Consider the following 21,465-nt stretch of genomic DNA (forward strand, 5'->3'; position numbering starts at 1 on the left):
CCTCCCACATTGTCCTCGGTGTTTTCGGTATGCGGCAATGCGAAGCCTTACTGTTTAGCCGTCGCAGGTGTATCGTATCTGCCCTTTGCAGGCCCTGCGCCTGCGGCAGATACGTGAGGTTGTTGTGTCCCGATCCTTTTCCCGTCGACAAATCCTGGGTGGTCTTACCGGCCTGGCCGTAGTGGGCGTCGGTGCCGGTGGCGGCTACCGCTATTGGCTGGGCAAGGTCGCCGAGGCCGAGGCGGGACACGACTACGAACTGATCGCCGCGCCCCTCGATGTGGAGCTGGTGCCGGGGCACACAACCCAAGCCTGGGCGTTCGGCCCGTCGGCGCCCGGCACCGAGCTGCGAGTGCGCCAGGGCGAATGGCTGCGGGTGCGTTTCATCAATCACCTGCCGGTCGCCACCACCATCCACTGGCATGGCATCCGCCTGCCGCTGGAAATGGACGGCGTGCCCTATGTCTCGCAATTGCCGGTATTGCCCGGCGAATACTTCGACTACAAGTTCCGCGTGCCCGACGCCGGCAGCTATTGGTATCACCCTCACGTGAACAGCAGCGAAGAACTCGGCCGTGGCCTGGTCGGCCCGCTGATCGTCGAAGAGCGCGAGCCCACCGGTTTCAAGCACGAACGCACCCTCAGCCTGAAAAGCTGGCACGTCGACGAAGAGGGCGCCTTTGTCGCGTTCAGCGTGCCCCGTGAAGCGGCGCGTGGCGGCACAGCCGGGCGCTTGTCGACGATCAATGGCGTGTCCCAGGCGGTGATCGATTTACCCGCTGGGCAGATCACCCGCGTGCGCTTGCTCAACCTCGACAACACGCTGACCTATCGCCTCAATATTCCCGACGTCGACGCGCAGATCTATGCGCTGGACGGCAACCCCATCGAGCCGCGCCCCCTCGGCAAGGAATACTGGCTCGGCCCGGGCATGCGTATCTGCCTGGCGATCAAGGCGCCGCCGGCGGGCGAAGAACTGTCGATCCGCAACGGCCCGGTGCGCCTGGGCACGTTCCGGTCGGTGGCCAACGCCGACGCGCCGACTGAATGGCCGCCTGCGCTGCCCGCCAACCCGATCAGCGAGCCGGACCTGGCCAACGCCGAGAAACTCAACTTCAATTTCGAATGGGTCGGCTCGGTGTCGGTCAACGTCGACAACGGCAAGCCGCCCAGCCTGTGGCAGATCAACGGCCAGGCCTGGGACATCACCGACAAGACCTGCGCCGACCGCCCGATTGCCAAGCTGGAGAAGGGCAAAAGCTACATTTTTGAACTGAAAAACATGACCCAGTACCAACACCCGATCCACCTGCACGGCATGAGCTTCAAAGTGATCGCCTCGAACCGCCACGCGGTGATTCCGTACTTCACCGACACCTACCTGCTGGGCAAGAACGAACGCGCCCGCGTGGCGCTGGTGGCGGATAACCCGGGGGTGTGGATGTTCCACTGCCACGTGATCGACCACATGGAAACCGGCCTGATGGCCGCTATCGAGGTGGCGTGATGCGCCAGTTTCGCCCCACGGCGATTATCGACCGCAGCCGCGACCAGGACTTCATGCGCGAAGCCCTGACACTGGCGGCACAGGGCGCGGCGTTGGGCGAAGTGCCGGTGGGCGCGGTGCTGGTGCAGGACGGTGTCATCATCGGCCGTGGCTTCAATTGCCCGATCAGCGGCAACGACCCCAGCGCCCATGCCGAAATGGTCGCCATCCGCGCCGCCGCCCAGGCGCTGAGCAACTATCGCCTGCCCGGCAGCACGCTGTATGTGACGCTGGAACCGTGCAGCATGTGCGCGGGCCTGATCGTGCATTCGCGCATCGCGCGGGTGGTGTACGGCGCGCTGGAGCCGAAGGCGGGGATTGTGCAAAGCCAGGGGCAGTTTTTTACCCAGGGGTTTCTCAACCATCGGGTGTTGTATGAAGGCGGGGTGCTGGCCGAGGAATGCGGGACGGTGTTGAGTGAGTTCTTCAAGGCTCGTAGAACCAAGCCCCCACTCTAAAGAACACTGAGGACAAATGTGGGAGGGGCGGTGCGACGATTCGACTTGCCCCCGATAGCAGTGTGTCAGTCAGCTTATCTATTGCTGACCCACCGCCATCGGGAGCAAGCCCCCTCCCACATTGAGTTTCATTTTTTCAGGGAGATTGGGGGTTACTTTTTGGCGATGATCACCGCCCGCATCGGCGCCGGCAGCCCTTCAATCGTCTTGCTGTGATCCTCTGGATCGAGGAAGTCGCTGAGGGACTGAAACTTCATCCACTCCGTCCCCCGCTGTTCCTCCACCGTGGTCACACTCACATCCACGCACCTCACGTCGCTGAAGCCGGCCCGGCGCAGCCAGAGCATCAATGCCGGCACCGACGGCAGGAACCACACGTTGCGCATCTGCGCGTAACGGTCTTCCGGTACCAGCACCTGTTGCTGATCGCCTTCGACCACCAGCGTTTCCAGCACCAGTTCACCGCCTTTGACCAGGCAGTCTTTCAGCGCCAGCAAATGCTCGATCGGTGAGCGACGGTGGTAGAACACGCCCATGGAAAACACAGTGTCGAAGCCTTCCAGGTTCGCCGGCAAGTCCTCGAACGGAAACGGCAGGTGCCAGGCGTTCGGTGCCGACAGGTAGCGCTGTACCGCCTGGAACTGGCAGAAGAACAACCAGTTCGGGTCCACGCCGATCACGCTGTCGGCACCGGCGCCGAGCATGCGCCACATGTAATAGCCGTTGCCGCAGCCGACATCGAGAATGCGTTTACCGTTCAGGTCCAGGTGCGGCGCGACCCGCGACCACTTCCAGTCCGAACGCCATTCGGTATCCACATGCACGCCGAACAGGTGGAACGGGCCTTTGCGCCACGGGCTCAGGCCCATCAGCGCGGTATGCATTTGCGCGCGGGTGGCGTCGTCGCAAACGGTGTCGAGGGTCAGGCCATTGAGCAAATCGACTTCGCTGGGCTGGATTTTCGGCAGTGCATCCAGCGCACTCTGCCAGCGCTCCAGGTCGCCATGCCCCTTTTCCATCTTGCTATCGAGTTGCGCTTGCAGGCCCTGGGCCCATACGGCCAGGGGAGTGCCGACCAAGTGGCGGGCGAGGGGGGACAGATCAATCATGGCAAGGCAATCAACGAGGCAAAGTTAAGACACTGGAACCACGGCACGACGGTCGAGAACCCGGCCGCCAGCAGGCGTTCGCGGTGTTCTTCGAGGCTGTCGGGCTTCATGACGTTTTCGATGGCGCTGCGCTTCTGGGCGATTTCCAGCTCGCTGTAGCCGTTGGCGCGTTTGAACGCGACATGCAGATCGGTGAGCAGCGCGTGTTCTTGCGCATCATTGAAACGCAGCTTCTCCGAGAGGATCAACGCACCGCCCGGCAACAGCGCTTGGCGGATGCGCCCGAGCAACGCCAGGCGCTGATCGGGAGCGATGAATTGCAGGGTGAAGTTCAGCGCCACCACCGAGGCCGGCTGGAACTGCAGCGCGAGGATATCGCCCTCGATCACCTGAACCGGCAGCAACTCCTGGAACATCGAGTCCTGGCCATTGAGGTACTCGCGGCAGCGCTCGACCATCGCCGCCGAGTTATCCACCGCGATGACGTGGCACCCGTCGGTGCGCACGTGGCGGCGCAACGCCTGGGTAACCGCGCCGAGGGACGAACCCAGGTCGTACAGTGCACTGTTGGGCTGGGCAAACTGCGCGGCGAGCACGCCGAGGTTTTCGACGATGGTCGGGTAACCGGGCACTGAGCGCTTGATCATGTCCGGGAACACCCGCACCACGTCCTCGTTAAAGGCGAAGTCCGGCACCTGGGGCAGGGGCTGGGCGAATAGGCGATCGGGTTCTTTGCTCACGGTTGTTCCAGCGACGAGGGGGAAAGGCCGGCATTTTAGCCAAGTTGCTCCGCAGATGCGCGGGTTGTCTGATGGAACGCCGAGGCGGTGATACCCCACTGGCCGAGCCAGTAAGTGCTGATCAGCAGGTACGGCGCGGCATCGAAGCTCAGCACAAACCGGTTGATGCCGATCAGCGTGTCGGAAACCACAAACGATATGGCACCCGCCGCTGCCAGTAACGCCGAGCGCTTGGGCACCGCGCTGCCCAGTCGCGCCAGCGCCCGCCAGAGCATCGCGCTGATCACCAGCGCGTAAACCACCACTGGAATCAGCAACTCGCCCAGCCCATGGGAAATCAGGATGCTCAGCAGCATCGCCCCGACGCCCAGCGCCAGCACCAACGGCAGCCACGCCAAGCGTCGGCAGTCGCTGAAATAGGCTTTGAGGTACGCCAGGTGCGCGCACAGAAACGCGCCCAGGCCAAAGATAAACAAGTCGCCCGGCCATGCCAGCAGCACATCGCCGACCAGGGAAAAAATCAGCCCCAGGCTGATCCAGCGTCGATAGTCGCTCGGCGGCGCATCATGCAGCCAGCCCAGCAGCGCCAGGACCGGCAACGGTTTGACCAGCAGGCACAGTAACGCCGCATGGACGGTCAGGCCGTAGATAAAGGTGCCGGCGCCCATCAACGCAAGAATCAGCCATGGCATATCAGTTCACCGTGATGGCGCAGTCGAACGTCTCGGTCGGTTCGGCTTCCGGTTCCCAGGGCTGCTGGGAGGTCAGGCGCAAACGGCCCTGGCCGGACGCGAAGGCCTGGAAGCGCCAGGTGGATTGGCCACCGCCGCCGATCACGCCGGATTCTGTGCTGCTGTAGACCTCGGGGCTCAGTGCGCGCAGCACGCCGCCGGCGGAATCCTGGATGGCCCAGCGGTAGCCAGTGGTGGGGTTGCTTGGCAGGGTCAGGATCAGGTTTTGTCCGGTTTTGAGTTGGAGCGGGCAGGTGCTCTGTTTTTCCACGCTGACGTTTTGCTGTGGGGCACTGGCGCACGCGGCCAGCAGGGCAAGGCTCAAGGGGAGAAGCAGGCGGGCAGCGGTCATGGGGGCTCCGTTGATGTGCGACGAAGGGCGAGCATAACCGAAGATGAGGCAGGGTGTGGCAAGCGGGCGGTGGCGGACTGCTTCTGTGGCGAGGGAGCTTGCTCCCGCTGGGCTGCGAAGCAGCCCCAAGGAGGTCACCGAGTTTATTCAGGCAAAACTCGGTGACTGGCTTTCAGGGCCGCTGCGCAGCCCAGCGGGAGCAAGCTCCCTCGCCACAGGGGAGAGGTAAAATCAGAAGAGCACCTTCGCCACATCCGCAAAACGCTTGGCGAAGTGCACGGTCATCCCTTCCTTCAGATACTCCGGCAGCTCTTCAAAACTGCCGCGATTGGGCTCGGGCAAGATCAGCTCGTGAATCTTCTGGCGCCGCGCCGCGATCACCTTCTCACGCACCCCGCCAATTGGCAGTACATGCCCGGTCAGCGTCAGCTCGCCGGTCATGGCCACGCCTTTCTTCGGTGGCTGGTTGCGCGCCAGCGACAACAGCGCACTGGCCATGGTCACGCCAGCGCTCGGGCCGTCTTTCGGCGTGGCGCCTTCGGGTACGTGCAGGTGGACGAAGGCTTCATCGAAGAACTTCGGATCACCGCCAAACGACTTCAGATTGGCGCTGACGTAGCTGTAGGCGATTTCAGCGGATTCTTTCATCACATCACCCAGTTGCCCGGTGAGCTTGAAGCCGCGGTTGAGCGTGTGGATGCGGGTCGCCTCGATCGGCAAGGTCGCGCCGCCCATGCTGGTCCAGGCCAACCCGGTGATAACGCCGGTGCCGGACAGCACTTGTTCGTTGCGGAACACCGGTATACCGAGGGAGCTTTCCAGGTCCTTGGTGCCGATCTTGATCACCGCGTCCGGCTCATCCAGCAGCTTGACCACCGCCTTGCGCACCAGCTTGCCCAGTTGTTTCTCCAACTGGCGCACCCCGGCTTCGCGGGCATAGCCGTCGATCAAGGCGCGCAGGGCGCCGTCGCTGATGGTCAGGCTGTTTTTCGACACGCCGGCTTTTTCCAACTGCTTTGGCCACAGGTGGCGTTTGGCGATGGCGACTTTTTCTTCGGTGATATAGCCCGACAGGCGAATCACTTCCATGCGGTCCAGCAAGGGGCCGGGGATCGAGTCCAGGGTGTTGGCGGTGCACACGAACAGCACTTTCGACAGGTCCAGGCGCAGGTCCAGGTAGTGGTCGAGGAATTCGACGTTCTGTTCCGGGTCGAGGGTTTCCAGCAGCGCCGAAGCCGGGTCGCCCTGGAAGCTCTGACCCATCTTGTCGATCTCGTCGAGCATGATCACCGGGTTCATCACTTCCACATCTTTGAGCGCCTGCACCAGCTTGCCGGGCATGGCGCCGATGTAGGTGCGGCGATGGCCCTTGATCTCGGCCTCGTCGCGCATGCCGCCGACGCTGAAGCGATAGAACGGCCGCCCGAGGGATTCGGCAATCGATTTACCCACGCTGGTCTTGCCCACACCCGGCGGCCCGACCAGCAGCACGATGGAGCCGGCGACTTCGCCTTTATAAGCGCCCACCGCGAGGAATTCGAGGATGCGACTCTTGATGTCGTCCAGGCCGGCGTGGTGTTTGTCCAGGACCTTGCGCGCATGTTTCAGGTCGAGCTTGTCCTTGCCGTACACGCCCCACGGCACTGAAGTCGCCCAGTCCAGGTAGTTGCGCGTCACTGCGTATTCCGGCGAGCCGGTTTCGAGGATCGACAGTTTGTTCAGTTCTTCATCGATGCGTTTCTGCGCCTGCGCCGGCAGCACTTTGCCTTCCAGGCGCTGTTCGAACTGCTCGACGTCGGCGCTGCGGTCGTCCTTGGTCAAGCCCAGTTCCTGCTGGATGACCTTGAGCTGTTCCTTGAGGAAGAATTCGCGCTGGTGCTCGCCGATCTTGCGGTTCACCTCGGCGGAGAGTTCTTTTTGCAAACGCGCGACTTCGACTTCCTTGCGTAGCATCGGCAGCACTTTTTCCATGCGCTTGAGCATGGGCACGCAGTCCAGCACTTCCTGCAGCTCCGTACCGGTCGCCGACGTGAGGGCGGCGGCGAAGTCGGTCAGCGGCGACGGGTCGTTAGGGCTGAAGCGGTTGAGGTAGTTCTTCAGCTCTTCGCTGTACAGCGGGTTGAGCGGCAGCAGTTCCTTGATCGCATTGATCAGCGCCATGCCGTAGGCCTTGACCTCGTCGGTCGGCTCGGTCGGCTGGTGCGGGTATTCGACTTCCACCAGGTACGGTGGGCGGTGGTGCTTGAGCCAGGTGCGAATCCGCACGCGGGTCAGGCCCTGGGCGACGAATTGCAGTTTGCCGTTTTCGCGGCTGGCGTGGTGGACCTTCACCAGGGTGCCGTACAGCGGCAGCGCGGAGGTGTCGAAATGCCGTGGATCATCTGGCGGCGTGTCCATGAAGAACAGGGCCAGGGAGTGATGGTCGGATTTGCTCACCAGCTCCAGGGTTTCGGCCCACGGTTCTTCATTGACGATCACCGGCAACACTTGCGCCGGGAAGAACGGGCGATTGTGAATCGGGATGATGTAGACCTTGTCCGGCAGGTTTTGCCCAGGCAGGGCCAGGCCGGTATTGGACGAGTGACCCTCGGCGTTTTCAGGGTCGGCGTATTCGTTGGCGTCGAAATCAGGGATATCTTGCTGGTCGCTCATGGGGCACCTGCATAGGGAAGTATGCAAGTTAGATGGGGCGGGCCAGCGGTGGTTTCAATGGCGGGGGCTAGATAGCAACATATTGCATGAAATTACTGCAGAGCCCCGGTCAAGGTGGGAGGGGGCTTGCTCCCGATTGCGGCGTGACAGTCACCCCATACGTTGACTGATACACGGTTATCGGGAGCAAGCCCCCTCCCACAGGGTTAGCCGCATGCAGTCAGCTGATTTTGTGGAGGTAGGCGGGCAGGGGTTGTTCCGGCAGTACCGACAACACCTTCAAGCGCTGCAACATCCGCTGCCGCGCCCGTTGCAGGTGCTCGCGCAGGTTCAACGCCGCCGCATCGAACGCGCCGTGCAGCAACAACTCCAGGATCAAGCGGTGTTCGGCGAGCATCGCCGGGTCGGCACCGATCCCCAGCAAGCGATAGAAAATCCGGCTGATGATCATCGGGCTCTGGCCCTGGCGGATCAGCGCGGCGATCTTGCGGTTTTGCAGGCCGGCCAGGCAGCGTTGGTGCAAATCCTCTTCGATCTGCTCGATGGCTTCCAGACTGCACTGTGGGCTGTCCTGGGCGTCGAGCACGCGTTGCAACATGGCTTCGAGCAGCGCGCGGTCAAGGTTCGGCGCGCTCTGGCGCAGCGCTTCGGGCTCCAGGCAGGCGCGCAGTTCGTAGTCTTCGGTGACTTCCCGCGCCGTCAGCGGCCCTGCCAGCCATTGGGAGTAGGGCTCTTTTTCGACCAGGCCACGGTCGCGCAGGCGCATCAGTGCTTCACGCACCACCGCGCGGCTGACGCCGTAGTGGTCGGCGGCGGCTTGCTCATCCAGGCGGTAATGGCCGAAAGCGATGCAGGTGGACAGCGCCGCGCCGATCTCCTCGACGATCCGCTCGCCCAACGGCCGTGTATCCACCAGTTCGTCCTCGTCGTTCAGGCCCAGGTGCGCCGGGCTCAGGGGCAGGCGCAGCGGTTCCATGGCCACGCCCTCGGGGTTGATCAGGTAACCCCGCCCGTTGAAACGGCAGATCAACCCTTCGGCATGCAGCAGGTCCAGCGCCTTGCGTACCGGCACGCGGCTGGTGCCAAACAATTCGGCCAGCGGCGCTTCGAGCAGGACCAGCCCGTGGCGGGCGGTGCCGTTGACGATCGCGTCACGCAAAAGCTGGTGAATCATCGCGTAACGAGAGGCCGAGGCGGACACTGCTTTCATCGTGTTCTCTGGGGTAAAGAGGTCGGGTGTATGTAGGACGCAGCCAGGGATTCTCTCATAGATGTACCTGTCACTCCGCGCCACGTCGGCGGCACTTTTTTGGGGCCTTGAAGGTAGGGCTGTTACTTTTCTGCACCAAAATGTACTTATTAATAAAAGATACATTATTAGCTTGAAGGCCCGCTGCAGGGTCCGCGCCAGGTTTTTTTGCTTCCTACAAAAGCATCTATCCCGCCGCTCTGGTCGATAAAGCGCAATCACAGAAAAAGCCGTCGACACAGACTGGCACGAAAGCTGCCTTTATAAAATGTACATTTTATTAATATGTACGTTTTGTGAGGATCAGCCTGATGTCAGACGCCACTTCAATGGCCGAGGCTTTCGCCAGCGGTCGCAGCGACCCGGTGCACGCCCTCGACCACGCGAGTCGGTCGGCACCCCCGGCCGTCATCCACATCGCCCCAACGGGGGAAGACGCACGCCTGTTGCGGGCTGCGCTGTCCGTCGAATCCCAACTGACTCTCTAAGGAGACACCCCATGGCTAAAGACATCCTCTGTGCATTCGGCGTCGACGTTGACGCCGTCGCCGGCTGGCTCGGTTCCTACGGCGGCGAAGACTCGCCAGACGATATCTCCCGCGGCCTGTTCGCCGGTGAAATCGGCGCGCCGCGCCTGCTCAAACTGTTCGAGCGCTACGGCCTGCGCACCACTTGGTTTATCCCCGGCCACTCGATGGAAACCTTTCCCGCGCAGATGAAGGCGGTGGCCGACGCCGGTCACGAAATCGGCGTACACGGCTACAGCCACGAAAACCCGATTGCGATGACCGCCGAGCAGGAAGAAATCGTGCTCGACAAGTCCATCGAACTGATCACCCACGTGACCGGTAAACGTCCGACCGGCTACGTCGCACCGTGGTGGGAATTCAGCAAGGTCACCAACGAACTGCTGTTGAAAAAAGGCATCAAGTACGACCACAGCCTGATGCACAACGACTTCCACCCCTACTACGTGCGCAAGGGCGACAGCTGGACCAAAATCGACTACAGCCAGCACCCCGACACCTGGATGAAACCGCTGGTGCGCGGCGAAGAAACCGACCTGGTGGAGATACCGGCCAACTGGTACCTCGACGACCTGCCGCCGATGATGTTCATCAAGAAAGCCCCCAACAGCCACGGCTTCGTCAACCCGCGTCACCTCGAAGAAATGTGGCGCGATCAGTTCGACTGGGTCTACCGCGAACACGAACACGCGGTGTTCACCATGACCATCCACCCCGACGTATCCGGCCGCCCGCAAGTGCTGCTGATGCTCGAACGCTTGATCGAACACATCCAGAGCCATGCCGGCGTGCGCTTCGTCACCTTCGACGAAATCGCCGATGACTTTATCCGCCGCCAACCGCGTACCTGACCCCATCCCACCCTCGAGGCGCGATCCATGTCCATCTACAACAAGCTTGACCTGACTGGCTGGAAACCCCGGCAACTGACGTCCCAGGAAGTGCGCTTCGCCACCTGGATCGCGTTTTTCGCCTGGGTGTTTGCGGTGTACGACTTCATCCTGTTCGGCACGTTGCTGCCGGAGATCGGCCGGCACTTCGGCTGGGGCGAGGTGGAACAAGCTGAAATCGCGACCTGGGTGGCGGTGGGTACGGCGGTGGTGGCATTTGCCATTGGCCCCGTCGTCGATAAGTTGGGGCGGCGCAAAGGCATTATCTTCACCGTGGCCGGTTCCGCGGTGTGCTCGGCGCTGACCGCGATCGGTGGTGCGTGGGGCAAGTCGCCGCTGATCCTGATCCGTTCGTTGGGCGGCCTGGGTTATGCCGAGGAAACCGTCAACGCCACGTATTTGAGCGAGCTGTATGGCGCCTCGCAAGATCCCCGACTGACCAAGCGCCGGGGGTTTATCTACAGCCTGGTGCAGGGCGGCTGGCCGGTCGGTGCGCTGATCGCGGCGGGATTGACCGCGCTGTTGCTGCCGATCATCGGCTGGCAGGGCTGCTTCATTTTTGCCGCGATCCCGGCCGTGGTCATCGCGATTATGGCGCGCAAGCTCAAGGAGAGCCCGCAGTTCCAGATCCATCAGCGCATCAGCGCGCTGCGTAAAAGCGGCGCGGTGAGCGAAGCGCAAAACGTCGCCGCGACCTACGGCGTGGACTACGACGAGCACAGCAAAGCCGGCCTCAAAGCCGCCTTCCGTGGCCCGGCCCGCCGCGCCACCCTGGTGATCGGCGCCGCGCTGTTGCTCAACTGGGCAGCGATCCAGGTGTTCAGCGTGCTCGGCACGTCGGTGATCGTCAGCGTTCACCACATCTCGTTCGAGAACTCGCTGATCATCCTCGTGCTGTCGAACCTGGTGGGTTACTGCGGCTACCTCAGTCACGGCTGGATGGGCGACAAGATCGGCCGCCGCAACGTCATCGGCCTGGGCTGGATGCTCGGCGGGCTGTCGTTCGCCGGGATGCTGTTCGGCCCGAGCAACATGGCGATGGTGGTCGGGTTGTACAGCCTGGGTCTGTTCTTCCTGATCGGGCCGTACTCGGCGGCGTTGTTCTTTATCAGCGAAAGTTTCCCCACCAGCATCCGTGCCACCGGCGGCGCGATCATTCATGCCATGGGCCCGATTGGCGCGGTGGTCGCAGGTTTCGGCGCGACGCAAGTGTTGTCCGCCGGCAGCGACTGGCAGACCGCCGCGCTGTGGTTCGGCGCCTTGCCGTGCTTTTTGTCCGGTGTGCTGATGTTTGCCGCACGCCATGTGCGTCCGGAAACCGTGCAGTAAGGAGGGTTTGATGAAGCGTAAAGTTGCCTTGATTACCGGTGCCGCCAGCGGCATCGGCCAAGCCCTCGCGGTGGCCTATGCGCGCCACGGCGTGGCGGTGGTGGGCGGGTATTACCCGGCCGATCCTCATGACCCGCGCACCACCGTGTCCCTGGTGGAACAGGCGGCTGGCGAATGCCTGATGCTGCCGCTGGACGTGGGCGATACCGCCTCGGTGGACGCCTTGGCTGCCCAGGCCGTGCAGCATTTTGGCCGCCTCGATTATGCGGTGGCCAACGCCGGTCTGCTGCGCCGTGCGCCGCTGCTGGAAATGACCGATCAACGGTGGGACGAAATGCTCAACGTCGACCTGACGGGGGTAATGCGCACCTTCCGCGCGGCGACTCGGCATATGCCCGCGGGCGGCGCGCTGGTGGCGATTTCGTCGATTGCCGGCGGCGTATATGGCTGGCAGGAGCACAGCCATTACGCGGCGGCCAAGGCCGGTGTGCCGGGATTGTGCCGCTCACTGGCGGTGGAATTGGCGCCGTTGGGGATTCGCTGCAATGCGGTGATCCCGGGGTTGATCGAGACGCCGCAATCGCTGGACGCGCAGAACTCCCTCGGGCCGGAAGGTTTGGCCAAGGCCGCACGGGCGATTCCGTTGGGCCGGGTGGGGAGGGCGGATGAAGTGGCGTCGCTGGTGCAGTTTTTGACCAGTGATGCATCGAGCTACCTCACGGGCCAAAGCATCGTCATCGACGGTGGCCTGACCGTGCGCTGGCCCGACTGACCCACGCGGTCGAAAAAGTGTGGGAGGGGGCTTGCCCCCGATAGCGGTGTGTCAGCCACCATTGTTTTATCTGAACCACCGCTATCGGGGGCAAGCCCCCTCCCACATTGGCACTGTGTTTTTTCAGGAGTTTTTGTATGACCCAACTGACCCATCGCCGCGCCGTCATTACCGGCGCCGGCAGCGGCATCGGTGCCGCCATCGCCCGTGCCTACGCGGCTGAAGGCGCACGCCTGCTGCTGGCCGACCGTAATGCCGTTAGCCTCGCCGAAACCGCCATCACCTGCCGCAACCTTGGCGCGCAAGTGTTCGAGTGCCTGGCCGATGTCGGCACCGTTGAAGGCGCCCGGGCCAGTGTCGATCGTTGCGTCGAGCATTTCGGCGGCATCGATATTCTGGTCAACAACGCCGGCATGCTCACCCAGGCGCGCTGCGTCGACCTCTCCATCGAAATGTGGAACGACATGCTGCGCGTCGACCTCACCAGCGTCTTCGTCGCCAGCCAGCGTGCCTTGCCGCACATGCTGGCGCAGGGCTGGGGGCGGATCATCAACGTCGCCTCGCAACTGGGGATCAAGGGCGGCGCCGAGCTGACCCATTACGCAGCGGCCAAGGCCGGTGTGATCGGCTTCACCAAATCCCTGGCGCTGGAAGTCGCCAAGGACAACGTGCTGGTCAACGCCATCGCGCCGGGTCCCATCGAGACGCCGCTGGTGGGCGGCATCAGCGACAGCTGGAAGCGTGCCAAGGCCGCCGAGCTGCCCCTGGGGCGCTTCGGCCTGGCCGACGAAGTGGCGCCCACCGCCGTGCTGCTGGCCAGCGAGCCGGGCGGTAACCTGTTCGTCGGCCAGACCCTGGGCCCGAACTCCGGCGATGTCATGCCATGAGCGGGGTGTAGCGATGTGCGGACTCTGCGGGCTGCTCGGCGAAGACCTGCACTGGAGCGACCCGCTGGGCGATGAGTTGCCCAGGCGCCGCGAACGCCTGCGCCGGATCGCCGCGATCAACCAGGTGTTGGCGGTGTTCCGGCTCAAGGTCGAAGACTTCCAGGGCGCCTCGTACCTGCTGCTGGGCGCCACCGGCAAACAGGCGTTGGCCAGCGGCCTGGATCAACTCTGGCAAGCGGCCGAAACCCTGCTCGGGCGGCCACTGGACCCGCTTGATCCGCAACTGCTGAACCACTTGGAAAACACACCATGCTTTCCGTAGGCACGCCCCATTGTGGCGAGGGAGCTTGCTCCCGCTGGAGTGCAAAGCGCTCCCAGCGCGGTGTCCGAAGAGGATCTGGCACACCTCGGTCGCTTGGTTTTGGGCCCGCTTCGCAGCCCAGCGAGAGCAAGCGCTCTCGCCACAGTCAACGCGTTCCGGCCGACGGCGGTGGGTATGAGGTGGAACGATGAGCATCGCTCTGAATGTGATCACCGGCTTTCTCGGCGCTGGCAAAACCAGCTTGCTCACGCGCCTGCTGCAAGGCGAAAGCCTTGGCGATACGGCGCTGCTGATCAATGAATTCGGCGACATCGGCATCGACCATCTGCTGGTGGAAGAAGTGGCGCCGGACACCGTGCTGCTGCCCAGCGGCTGCGTCTGCTGCTCGATTCGCGGTGAACTCAAAGACGCACTGCTCGGCCTCTTGCAACGCCGCGAGCGCGGTGAAATCCCGGCCTTCAAGCGGGTGATCCTGGAAACCACCGGCCTGGCCGACCCGGCGCCGATCCTTGCGACCCTCAACAACGACGTGCAACTGCGCGGGCGTTTTCATATCGGCCTGGTCATCACCCTGGTCGACGCCAGCCACGCCGCCCTGCAGGAACGCCTGCACCCGGAATGGCTGGCCCAGGTGGCGGCGGCGGATCGCTTGCTGCTGAGCAAGACCGACCGGGTGGACGGCTGCGAGCCGCTGCGTTTGCACCTACAGGCGCTGAACCCGGGCACGCCGATCCTGGATACCCACGACATCCACAGCGGCGATCAACTGTTGCTTGGCGAAGGCTTGCGCAGCGCCGAACCGGCGGTCGAAGTCAGCCGCTGGCAACTGCACCGGACCACCACGGCCAGCCATGGCGCCGCGCAAGTCTGCTGCCTGACCTTCGACCAGCCGCTCGATTGGGTCGGTTTCGGAGTGTGGTTATCGATGCTGTTAAGATGCCATGGCGAACGAATCCTTCGCGTCAAAGGACTGCTCAACGTGAACGCAAGCTCGGCCCCCATCGTCATTCATGGCGTGCAGCACTGCCTGCATGCGCCAGTCCACCTGCCGGCGTGGCCGGGCACCGACCGGCAATCGCGCCTGGTGTTTATCCTGCGCGGCCTCGATCCCACGCAGTTGCGCCGCTCGTTTGAAGCGTTTTCACGGCGGTTCGCGGCATGATCACCTTAAGAGTCCTTGGCACTTCGGTGACCTTGCTCGAATGCTTGCGCGTGCGGGCCGAGCAGGAACTGGGCATTCGCCTGGTGTACCAGGTGCATGACGTCGAACAGGCCCAGCGCATCGCGGTGATGCAGCCCGACAGCTACGACCTGTACGACCAGTGGTTCCACAACGTCGACTTCGTGTGGCCCGCCCGCGCGATCCAGCCCATCGACACGCGGCGCATCGCCTTGTGGCACGAGATCAACGACCTGCCCAAACGTGGTCGCCTGTCGCCCAGCGACTGCCTGGGCAGTGGCAGCGTGCCCAGTGAACGGCTGTTTGTGCAGCACGATGGCAGCCTCGGCAGCACCGTCACCGAACGCATCAGCATGTTGCCGCTGACCCACAACGCCGACAGCTTCGCCTACCGCCCCGAGCGCTTGCCCGAGGCCTTCAGCCGCAGCAATGAAAGCTGGGGCTGGTTGCTCGACCCGCAGTTGCGTGCGCGCACCGCCCTGCAAAGTGACGCCGCCATCGGCGCCCTGGATGCCGCGCTGGCGGTGCAGGGCGCTGGGCTGGCGACGTTCAAGGACATCGGCAATATGAGCATCGAAGAGATCGATGTGCTCGCCGATATCCTGGTGCGCAAGCAGAAAGAAGGGCACTTCGCGGCCTTCTGGTCCGACGATGAAGAAGCCGCGCAATTGATGCTCAGCCCGAGCATCGATATCCAGAGCCTGTGGTCGCCGACCCTGATGCGCCTGCACCGTGCGGGGGGGAAGTACCGCCTGGCAGTGCCGCGCGAAGGTTATCGCGCCTGGTTCGGTGGCCTGTCATTGTCGCGCCATGCCCAGGGCCCGGTGCTCGACGCGGCCTATGCGTACCTCAATTGGTGGCTGTCCGGCTGGCCGGGGGCAGTGATGGCCCGCCAGGGTTACTACATCGGCAACCCGGCACGCAGCCGCGATCACTTGACCAGCGCCGAATGGGACTACTGGTACGCCGGTAAACCCGCGCGGGAAGAATTACCGGGCAGCGATGGCCTGCCGCTGATCGATATCGGCGAAGTGCGCGACGGCGGGTCCTATGAACAGCGCATGGGGCATATCGCGGTGTGGAATTCGGTGATGGATGAACACAACTACCTGGTGCGGCGCTGGGGGGATTTCATGCGCGCGCGAGGGTGATGCCGGCCAACCGCCTGTCGCCAATAATATGACGCGAAATATCCCGGTTTTATTGTGTGCGCTTGCCTGAACTCCCAGCTAATCTGCTCAAACCCAACATCTTCTAAAAATAGATGTTTTTTTGACGCAGAGCCGGTCGTCGCAAGGAAGGCACATGACAAAGGGACGCAATGGCATCGAGAGGCGCACGCTTGCGCGGGGCGCGGCCATGCCGTGGCGTCACACGTTTCAGACCCGTATTGCCGGGGTGCTGGCCCTGTTGTTGTTGCTGGTGGTTGCCGGCACCTACTTCGCGGTCAAGGCTACCACCAGCCGCGCCGTGGAGAACCAGGCGCGGGTCCAGTTGAAAACCGGCACCCAAGTGTTCGAGCGCCTGCTGGACTTGCGCGGGCGCCGCTTGCAATACGGGCTCGACTGGCTCACCGCTGACGGCCCGTTCAAACACGCTGTGCTCGCAGGCAAGGCCGCGCCGATCCTGGCCGCTCTGCGGCAACACGGGACCGGCATTCGTGCCAGCGAAGTGTTTGTTCTTGGGCTCGATGGCAAGGTGATGGTCAGTACCTTGCCTATGCTCTCCAGCGGTCAACCGTTTCCTTACGACGCAGCACTGCGCCAGGCACGCCGCAGTGGCCTGCAAATGCTGATCGTGGCGATGGACGGGCGCCCCTATTTGCTGGTGCAAGACGAAGTGCTCGACCCGCTGCCCGTCGCCCGCGTCGTCATGGGCTTTCCCATGGACACGCTGTTCGCCAATGAACTGCGCTCCATGAGCAACCTCGACGTGTCGTTCCTCAGTGTGCAAGGCACACGCCCCGGCGCACTGCTCAGCACTCAGCCCGATGGCTACCAGGCCACCCTGCTCAGCCTGCTGCGCGACCCACACCCCAACCCCGAGGCGCAGATCGATCTGTTCTACGGCGAACGCGTGCTCAGCCATGTGCTGTCACTGGCCAACACCGGCGATGGCGATGAAGTGCGGGTGCTGCTGCAAAGCCCGCTGGACCATGCCCTGGAAGCCTTTGCGCCGCTGGGCCGGCAATTTCTCGGGATTGCCTTGGCGGTGCTGCTGATGTCGCTGGCCGGCGCGTTGTTTCTGGCGCGGCGGGTGTCGCGCCCGCTCAATGCGTTGGTGGAGGCCGCCGAACGCATCGGCGCCGGTGACTACCGCACGCCGGTGCGGGTGCGCGGCAACGATGAATTCGGCCTGCTGGCCCGCGCCTTCAACGCCATGCAAAGCGGGATTGCCGTGCGCGAACGGCAACTGGCCCATAACGCCCTGCATGACCCGCTCACCGGTCTGCCCAATCGGGCCCTGGCCATGGAGCGCCTGGGCAGTGCGATCAGTGCGCAGCGCCCGGTGGTGTTGCTGTACCTGGGGATTGAAAACTACCGGTTGATCAATGAAGGCTTCGGCCCGCAAGGCGTCGAGCAAATGCTCCGCGAAGCCAGCCGCTGTTTGTCCATGAGCCTGCTGGCCAGCGACACGGCGGCGCGCATCACCGGCAGCGAGTTTCTGGTGCTGCTGGAAAACACCCAGATCGACCGCGCCGTGGCCCGTGCCGACCGTCTCTATGCGCTGATCACCGAACCCCAGCGCATCGGCAACGACGAACTGCGCCATGAAGTGAGCATCGGCATCGCCGCGTACCCCACCGACGGCCAGCAGGTCGAGGAGCTGATCAGCCGCGCTGCCGTTGCCCGCCATGATGCGGCGGCCTTGCCTGGCTATCTGCAGATCTACCGCCAGGACCGGGACCTGGCGCACCAGCGCCAGATCACCCTGATCCGCGACCTGCGCCGCGCCGCCCTCGAAGGTGAGTTGTTCCTGTGCTATCAGCCCAAGCTCGACCTCAAGCACGGCCATGTGTGCCAGGCCGAAGCCTTGCTGCGCTGGCAGCACCCGAGCCTGGGGCTGGTGTCGCCCGTCGAATTCATCCCCCTGGCCGAACGCACCGGCAGCATAGGGAGCCTGACGTTGTGGGTGATCGAAGAAGCCATCCGCCAGATCGCCGAGTGGGCGCGCAGTGGTCTGCATATCCAACTGTCGGTGAATATTTCGGTGGACGACTTGGCCGATGACGACCTGGCGATTCGCGTCACTGCCTTGCTGCTGCAATACGGCGTACTGGCCCAGCAATTGATTTTTGAGATCACCGAAAGCGCGATCATGCACAACCCGCAACAGGCGCTCCGCGTGCTGGAACAACTGCGCGGCTGCGGCATCAGCCTGTCGGTGGATGACTTCGGCACCGGCTATTCGTCGCTGGCGCAATTGCAGCGCCTGCCGGTGCAGGAACTGAAGATCGACCAGTCCTTTGTGCGCAACCTCGACAGCACCAGCGGCGACGGCGTGATCGTGCGCTCCACCATCGAAATGAGCCACAACCTGGGGCTCAAGGTGGTGGCCGAGGGGGTTGAGTTCGAGCCCAGCCTGGCGCTGCTCAAACAGTGGAATTGCGACACCGCCCAGGGTTACTTGATCAGCCGGCCGTTGACCGCGATGGCGTTCGAGCGGTGGATGCGGCGCAGAACACGTTCTGCTGTGAAAAAAACGCAGTAAAAAAGGCGGCTACCCGCGAGGGAAGCCGCCTTTGTTGTGCTGCCGGTAACGCTTAATCCGGCAGTTTGAACGCCATCACATAGTCACCCTGCTTGGTGCCCAGGGAACCGTGACCGCCGGCCATGACCAGCACGTACTGCTTGCCGTCCTTGCCGGTGTAGGTCATCGGTGTGGTTTGCGCACCGGCTGGCAGGCGACCTTCCCACAGTTGCTTGCCGTTTTTCACGTCATAGGCACGCAGGTACTGGTCGAGGGTGCCGCTCAGGAAGGACACGCCACCGGCGGTGGTGAAGGTGCCGCCCAGGCTAGGCACGCCCATGGTCAGCGGGACCGGAACCGGCGAGCTGTCGCGCACGGTGCCGTTCTTGTGCATCCAGATGGTTTTGTGGGTGGTCAGGTCGACCGCCGCCACATAACCCCACGCTGGCGCCTGGCACGGCAGGCCCATCGGCGACAGCATCGCTTCGAGGATCACGCCGTAGGGCGCGCCTTTGTTTGGCTGCACGCCTTCGGTTTCGCTGACGCGTGGGCCCTGCTTGGCGATGTCGGCGGCCGGGATCAGTTTCGATTTGAACGCCATGTAGCTCGGGTTCACGAAGGCGATCTGGCGCACGGGGTCGACGGAAATGCCGCCCCAGTCGAACACGCCGAAGTTACCCGGGTAGACGATCGAACCTTGCAGCGATGGTGGAGTGAAAGCACCGTCGTAGCGCATGGATTTGAAATCGATGCGGCACAGCATCTGGTCGAACGGGGTCACGCCCCACATGTCACGCTCTTTGAGCGGCGGTGGCATGAAGTTCAGGTCAGACTTCGGTTGCGTCGGCGAGGTGTGATCGCCCGCGACGGCGCCTTGCGGTACGGCCACTTCGTGGATCGGCACCACTGGCTGGCCCGTGGCGCGGTCCAGCACGTAGATGCTGCCTTGTTTGGTCGACGCCATCACCGCTTGCTTCACGCCGGCGTCGGTCTTGATGTCGATCAGCGACGGCTGGCCGCCCACGTCCATGTCCCACAGGTCATGGTGGGTGAACTGGAAGGTCCACTTCACGTGGCCGCTGTCGATGTCCAGGGCGGTCAGGCCGGCGCTGTATTTTTCCGAGTCTTCGGTACGGTCGCCGCCGTATTGGTCGGGCATCTGGTTGCCCATCGGCAGGTAAAGCATGCCGAGTTTTTCATCCACGGCGAACATGGACCACATGTTCGGCGAGTTGCGGGTGTAGATCTTGCCCTCGGCCAACGGGGTGGTGTCGTCCGGGTTGCCGCTGTCCCAGTTCCACACCAGCTTGCCGGTGTGTACGTCGAACGCACGGATCACGCCGCTGGGCTCGTCGGTGGAGACGTTATCGGTGACGTGACCGCCGATCACTACCAGGTTTTTGGTCACGGCCGGTGGCGAGGTGGAGTAGTAACCGCCTGGGGCGAAGCTGCCGATATTGGCACGCAGGTCGACCTGGCCTTTGTCGCCGAAGTCTTCACACATCTTGCCGGTGTCGGCGTTCAGGGCGATCAGACGGGTGTCGGCGGTCGGTACGAAGATGCGTTTCGGGCAGGCGTTCGGTGCGGCAGCCGGGCTGGCGCTGCCGGTTGGGCTCTGCTCGGAGGCATAGACGGCGTCATCGTGATACGACACGCCACGGCAGGTCATGTGCGCCCAACCTTTGAAGCTCTCGGCGCCTTGGGTGGTGATCTTCGGATCGAAACGCCAGATTTCCTTGCCGGTATCCGGGTCGAGGGCAATCACCTGGCTGTGCGGCGTACACACGTAGAGCATGCCGTTGACTTTCAGCGGGGTGTTTTCCGCGGTGGTTTCACCGGGGTCGCCTGCGCCAGGAATGTCGCCGGTACGGAAGGTCCAGGCTGGCACCAGCTTGTGGGCGTTTTCCGGGGTGATCTGTGCCAGGGGCGAGTAGCGATCGCCGTAGGCCGAACGGCCGTAGGCGTTCCAGTCGCCATCGGCTTGGGTTGGCGCAGCGCTGGCCATGCCTGGCACCGCGTCGCGGTCCAGTTGGCCTTTGATTTCACCAGGGTGGGTGAATTGGCTGGCCACGGCAGCAGCGCCGGCCAGGACCACGGCCACGCTTAGCGCGCCGGTGCCCAGCGGTGCTGGTTGGCCACGCAGCAACGGGCGGCGAAACCATGGGAGCAGCATGATGATGCCCAGGGCGAACAGCAGCGCCAGGCGCGGCACCAACTGCCACCAGTCCAGGCCGACTTCCCACAGTGCCCACACGGTGCTGGCGAACAGCACCAGTGCGTACAGGCCCAGCGCGGCGCGGCGGGTGGCCAGCAGCAGAAGGCCGGTCAGGGTGATGCCGATACCGGCTAGCAGGTAGTACAGCGACCCGCCGAGTAGGCTCAGTTTGATACCACCGGCCAGCAGGGCGAGGCCCATGATCAGCAGCAAGACGCCTAGCAGCCTGGGCAGCAGGCGGCTTGGGCTTGAGGCACCATCAGTGCTCATAGTGTGTTTCTCCGTGACGTTGGAATTATGTATCCCCGTGTTGCTTCACTGTAGATGACGATTTGGCACGGGCTTGGTTCAGCGTTAATTGGTTTTTCTGGGGATAGCGGGGGTTATCCACAGGCGGGCGATTTATCCCCAGGCGCGCAAGGGTGTGAGACAGCGCTGTCTTTATGGCGAGGGTTAATCTGCAAGATGGGGTCGACCGAGGGTGAATCGTTTCAGGTTATTGCCGCCAAGGATAATGCGCTGGGGCGTTGAGAGAAAGCGAAAATCGTAAGATGCATTATTTCGGATTTGGTAACAGTGACGGATTGTCGCTGTTAAACGGGGGGAGTTTGCTGGTGTGGCGGCCTTGTAGTCAGCCCGGGGAGTGGGGTGTATATCCGTTTCTTTGGTAACGGCGGCTTATGGTTCCGCCCTTACGGCGGGTCACTTTTGAAAAGCGCAAAAGTAACCCAAACGCTCTTGCCCCACCACTCGGCACCTCGCTTAGGCTCGGTGTGGCCGAACGCAGGCTTGAATCCGTGGGCCGCCGTCATGGGC

18 protein-coding genes are annotated in these 21,465 nt (G+C 63.2%); 11 read left to right on the forward strand and 7 right to left on the reverse strand.

Translation table 11 applies throughout. The annotated features are described in order from the left end of the window. Positions 1-124: 124 nt before the first annotated feature. The gene (locus P3S72_RS06250) at positions 125-1,507 is read left to right on the forward strand and encodes a multicopper oxidase family protein (protein ID WP_276196642.1); all 1,383 of its coding nucleotides are present in this window, start codon (positions 125-127) and stop codon (positions 1,505-1,507) included. Further along, on the forward strand, positions 1,507-2,004 hold the full coding sequence (gene tadA / locus P3S72_RS06255) for a tRNA adenosine(34) deaminase TadA (protein ID WP_276196643.1): 498 nt from the start codon (positions 1,507-1,509) through the stop codon (positions 2,002-2,004). Before P3S72_RS06250 ends, tadA begins: the two co-directional genes overlap by 1 nt. Positions 2,005-2,156: 152 nt before the next feature. Here tadA and cmoB read toward each other — a convergent pair whose 3' ends face one another. The 6 genes from cmoB to P3S72_RS06285 all read right to left on the reverse strand — a co-directional run bounded on the left by cmoB (position 2,157) and on the right by P3S72_RS06285 (position 8,798). Beyond that, positions 2,157-3,113, reverse strand: coding sequence for a tRNA 5-methoxyuridine(34)/uridine 5-oxyacetic acid(34) synthase CmoB (cmoB, locus tag P3S72_RS06260; protein WP_276196644.1), 957 nt, complete (start codon positions 3,111-3,113; stop codon positions 2,157-2,159). Continuing rightward, positions 3,110-3,853 (reverse strand): carboxy-S-adenosyl-L-methionine synthase CmoA, encoded by a 744-nt coding sequence (gene cmoA, locus P3S72_RS06265; RefSeq protein WP_247402160.1) that lies wholly within the window; start codon positions 3,851-3,853, stop codon positions 3,110-3,112. The genes cmoB and cmoA overlap by 4 nt, the downstream gene beginning before the upstream one ends. Positions 3,854-3,888: 35 nt before the next feature. Next, positions 3,889-4,545 carry a lysoplasmalogenase gene (locus P3S72_RS06270; RefSeq protein ID WP_276196645.1) on the reverse strand — a complete coding sequence of 219 codons (657 nt, stop codon included), beginning with the start codon at positions 4,543-4,545 and terminating at the stop codon, positions 3,889-3,891. Between the two features lies 1 nt (position 4,546). After that, positions 4,547-4,936 (reverse strand): protease inhibitor I42 family protein, encoded by a 390-nt coding sequence (locus tag P3S72_RS06275; protein WP_253393531.1) that lies wholly within the window; start codon positions 4,934-4,936, stop codon positions 4,547-4,549. A 231-nt stretch (positions 4,937-5,167) separates the two neighbouring features. After that, complete coding sequence (gene lon / locus P3S72_RS06280; protein WP_276196646.1) at positions 5,168-7,588, reverse strand: endopeptidase La; 2,421 nt, start codon at positions 7,586-7,588, stop codon at positions 5,168-5,170. A 220-nt stretch (positions 7,589-7,808) separates the two neighbouring features. Then, positions 7,809-8,798 carry a GntR family transcriptional regulator gene (locus P3S72_RS06285; protein ID WP_247402153.1) on the reverse strand — a complete coding sequence of 330 codons (990 nt, stop codon included), beginning with the start codon at positions 8,796-8,798 and terminating at the stop codon, positions 7,809-7,811. 350 nt (positions 8,799-9,148) lie between these two features. On the opposite strand from P3S72_RS06285, the gene P3S72_RS06290 reads away from it, so the two are divergent. The 9 genes from P3S72_RS06290 to P3S72_RS06330 all read left to right on the forward strand — a co-directional run bounded on the left by P3S72_RS06290 (position 9,149) and on the right by P3S72_RS06330 (position 18,455). Beyond that, positions 9,149-9,325, forward strand: a complete 177-nt coding sequence (locus P3S72_RS06290; protein WP_247402149.1) for a hypothetical protein — start codon at positions 9,149-9,151, stop codon at positions 9,323-9,325. 11 nt (positions 9,326-9,336) lie between these two features. Then, the gene (locus P3S72_RS06295; RefSeq protein ID WP_276196647.1) at positions 9,337-10,215 is read left to right on the forward strand and encodes a polysaccharide deacetylase; all 879 of its coding nucleotides are present in this window, start codon (positions 9,337-9,339) and stop codon (positions 10,213-10,215) included. A 27-nt stretch (positions 10,216-10,242) separates the two neighbouring features. Next, on the forward strand, positions 10,243-11,583 hold the full coding sequence (locus tag P3S72_RS06300) for an MFS transporter (RefSeq protein WP_276196648.1): 1,341 nt from the start codon (positions 10,243-10,245) through the stop codon (positions 11,581-11,583). A gap of 10 nt (positions 11,584-11,593) precedes the next feature. Continuing rightward, positions 11,594-12,355 carry an SDR family NAD(P)-dependent oxidoreductase gene (locus tag P3S72_RS06305; RefSeq protein WP_276196649.1) on the forward strand — a complete coding sequence of 254 codons (762 nt, stop codon included), beginning with the start codon at positions 11,594-11,596 and terminating at the stop codon, positions 12,353-12,355. Positions 12,356-12,492: 137 nt separating this feature from the next. Further along, complete coding sequence (locus tag P3S72_RS06310) at positions 12,493-13,242, forward strand: SDR family NAD(P)-dependent oxidoreductase (RefSeq protein ID WP_276196650.1); 750 nt, start codon at positions 12,493-12,495, stop codon at positions 13,240-13,242. Positions 13,243-13,255: 13 nt separating this feature from the next. Further along, positions 13,256-13,564 (forward strand): hypothetical protein, encoded by a 309-nt coding sequence (locus P3S72_RS06315; protein ID WP_247408807.1) that lies wholly within the window; start codon positions 13,256-13,258, stop codon positions 13,562-13,564. 187 nt (positions 13,565-13,751) lie between these two features. Continuing rightward, entirely contained in the window at positions 13,752-14,726 is a 975-nt protein-coding gene (locus P3S72_RS06320) for a GTP-binding protein (protein ID WP_276196651.1), read from the forward strand. Further along, positions 14,723-15,895, forward strand: a complete 1,173-nt coding sequence (locus tag P3S72_RS06325) for a PotD/PotF family extracellular solute-binding protein (RefSeq protein ID WP_276196652.1) — start codon at positions 14,723-14,725, stop codon at positions 15,893-15,895. Before P3S72_RS06320 ends, P3S72_RS06325 begins: the two co-directional genes overlap by 4 nt. Before the next feature lie 208 nt (positions 15,896-16,103). Next, entirely contained in the window at positions 16,104-18,455 is a 2,352-nt protein-coding gene (locus tag P3S72_RS06330; protein ID WP_276197902.1) for a bifunctional diguanylate cyclase/phosphodiesterase, read from the forward strand. 52 nt (positions 18,456-18,507) lie between these two features. Here P3S72_RS06330 and P3S72_RS06335 read toward each other — a convergent pair whose 3' ends face one another. Beyond that, complete coding sequence (locus P3S72_RS06335) at positions 18,508-20,919, reverse strand: glucose/quinate/shikimate family membrane-bound PQQ-dependent dehydrogenase (RefSeq protein ID WP_276196653.1); 2,412 nt, start codon at positions 20,917-20,919, stop codon at positions 18,508-18,510. Positions 20,920-21,465: the final 546 nt, after the last annotated feature.

The sequence above is a fragment of the Pseudomonas sp. D3 genome, assembly GCF_029320995.1.
In the GTDB taxonomy this organism is placed as follows: Bacteria; Pseudomonadota; Gammaproteobacteria; order Pseudomonadales; family Pseudomonadaceae; genus Aquipseudomonas; species Aquipseudomonas paraveronii.

Bases quoted from the DNA above. Each gene is read 5' to 3' on its own strand.
- P3S72_RS06270 (WP_276196645.1), bottom strand. From the start codon at position 4,545: ATGCCATGGCTGATTCTTGCGTTGATGGGCGCCGGCACCTTTATCTAC.
- P3S72_RS06335 (WP_276196653.1), bottom strand. From the start codon at position 20,919: ATGAGCACTGATGGTGCCTCAAGCCCAAGCCGCCTGCTGCCCAGGCTG.
- P3S72_RS06275 (WP_253393531.1), bottom strand. From the start codon at position 4,936: ATGACCGCTGCCCGCCTGCTTCTCCCCTTGAGCCTTGCCCTGCTGGCC.
- P3S72_RS06285 (WP_247402153.1), bottom strand. From the start codon at position 8,798: ATGAAAGCAGTGTCCGCCTCGGCCTCTCGTTACGCGATGATTCACCAG.
- lon (WP_276196646.1), bottom strand. From the start codon at position 7,588: ATGAGCGACCAGCAAGATATCCCTGATTTCGACGCCAACGAATACGCC.
- P3S72_RS06290 (WP_247402149.1), top strand. From the start codon at position 9,149: ATGTCAGACGCCACTTCAATGGCCGAGGCTTTCGCCAGCGGTCGCAGC.
- tadA (WP_276196643.1), top strand. From the start codon at position 1,507: ATGCGCCAGTTTCGCCCCACGGCGATTATCGACCGCAGCCGCGACCAG.
- P3S72_RS06325 (WP_276196652.1), top strand. From the start codon at position 14,723: ATGATCACCTTAAGAGTCCTTGGCACTTCGGTGACCTTGCTCGAATGC.
- cmoB (WP_276196644.1), bottom strand. From the start codon at position 3,113: ATGATTGATCTGTCCCCCCTCGCCCGCCACTTGGTCGGCACTCCCCTG.
- P3S72_RS06315 (WP_247408807.1), top strand. From the start codon at position 13,256: ATGTGCGGACTCTGCGGGCTGCTCGGCGAAGACCTGCACTGGAGCGAC.
- P3S72_RS06330 (WP_276197902.1), top strand. From the start codon at position 16,104: ATGCCGTGGCGTCACACGTTTCAGACCCGTATTGCCGGGGTGCTGGCC.
- P3S72_RS06295 (WP_276196647.1), top strand. From the start codon at position 9,337: ATGGCTAAAGACATCCTCTGTGCATTCGGCGTCGACGTTGACGCCGTC.
- P3S72_RS06300 (WP_276196648.1), top strand. From the start codon at position 10,243: ATGTCCATCTACAACAAGCTTGACCTGACTGGCTGGAAACCCCGGCAA.
- P3S72_RS06310 (WP_276196650.1), top strand. From the start codon at position 12,493: ATGACCCAACTGACCCATCGCCGCGCCGTCATTACCGGCGCCGGCAGC.
- P3S72_RS06305 (WP_276196649.1), top strand. From the start codon at position 11,594: ATGAAGCGTAAAGTTGCCTTGATTACCGGTGCCGCCAGCGGCATCGGC.
- P3S72_RS06320 (WP_276196651.1), top strand. From the start codon at position 13,752: ATGAGCATCGCTCTGAATGTGATCACCGGCTTTCTCGGCGCTGGCAAA.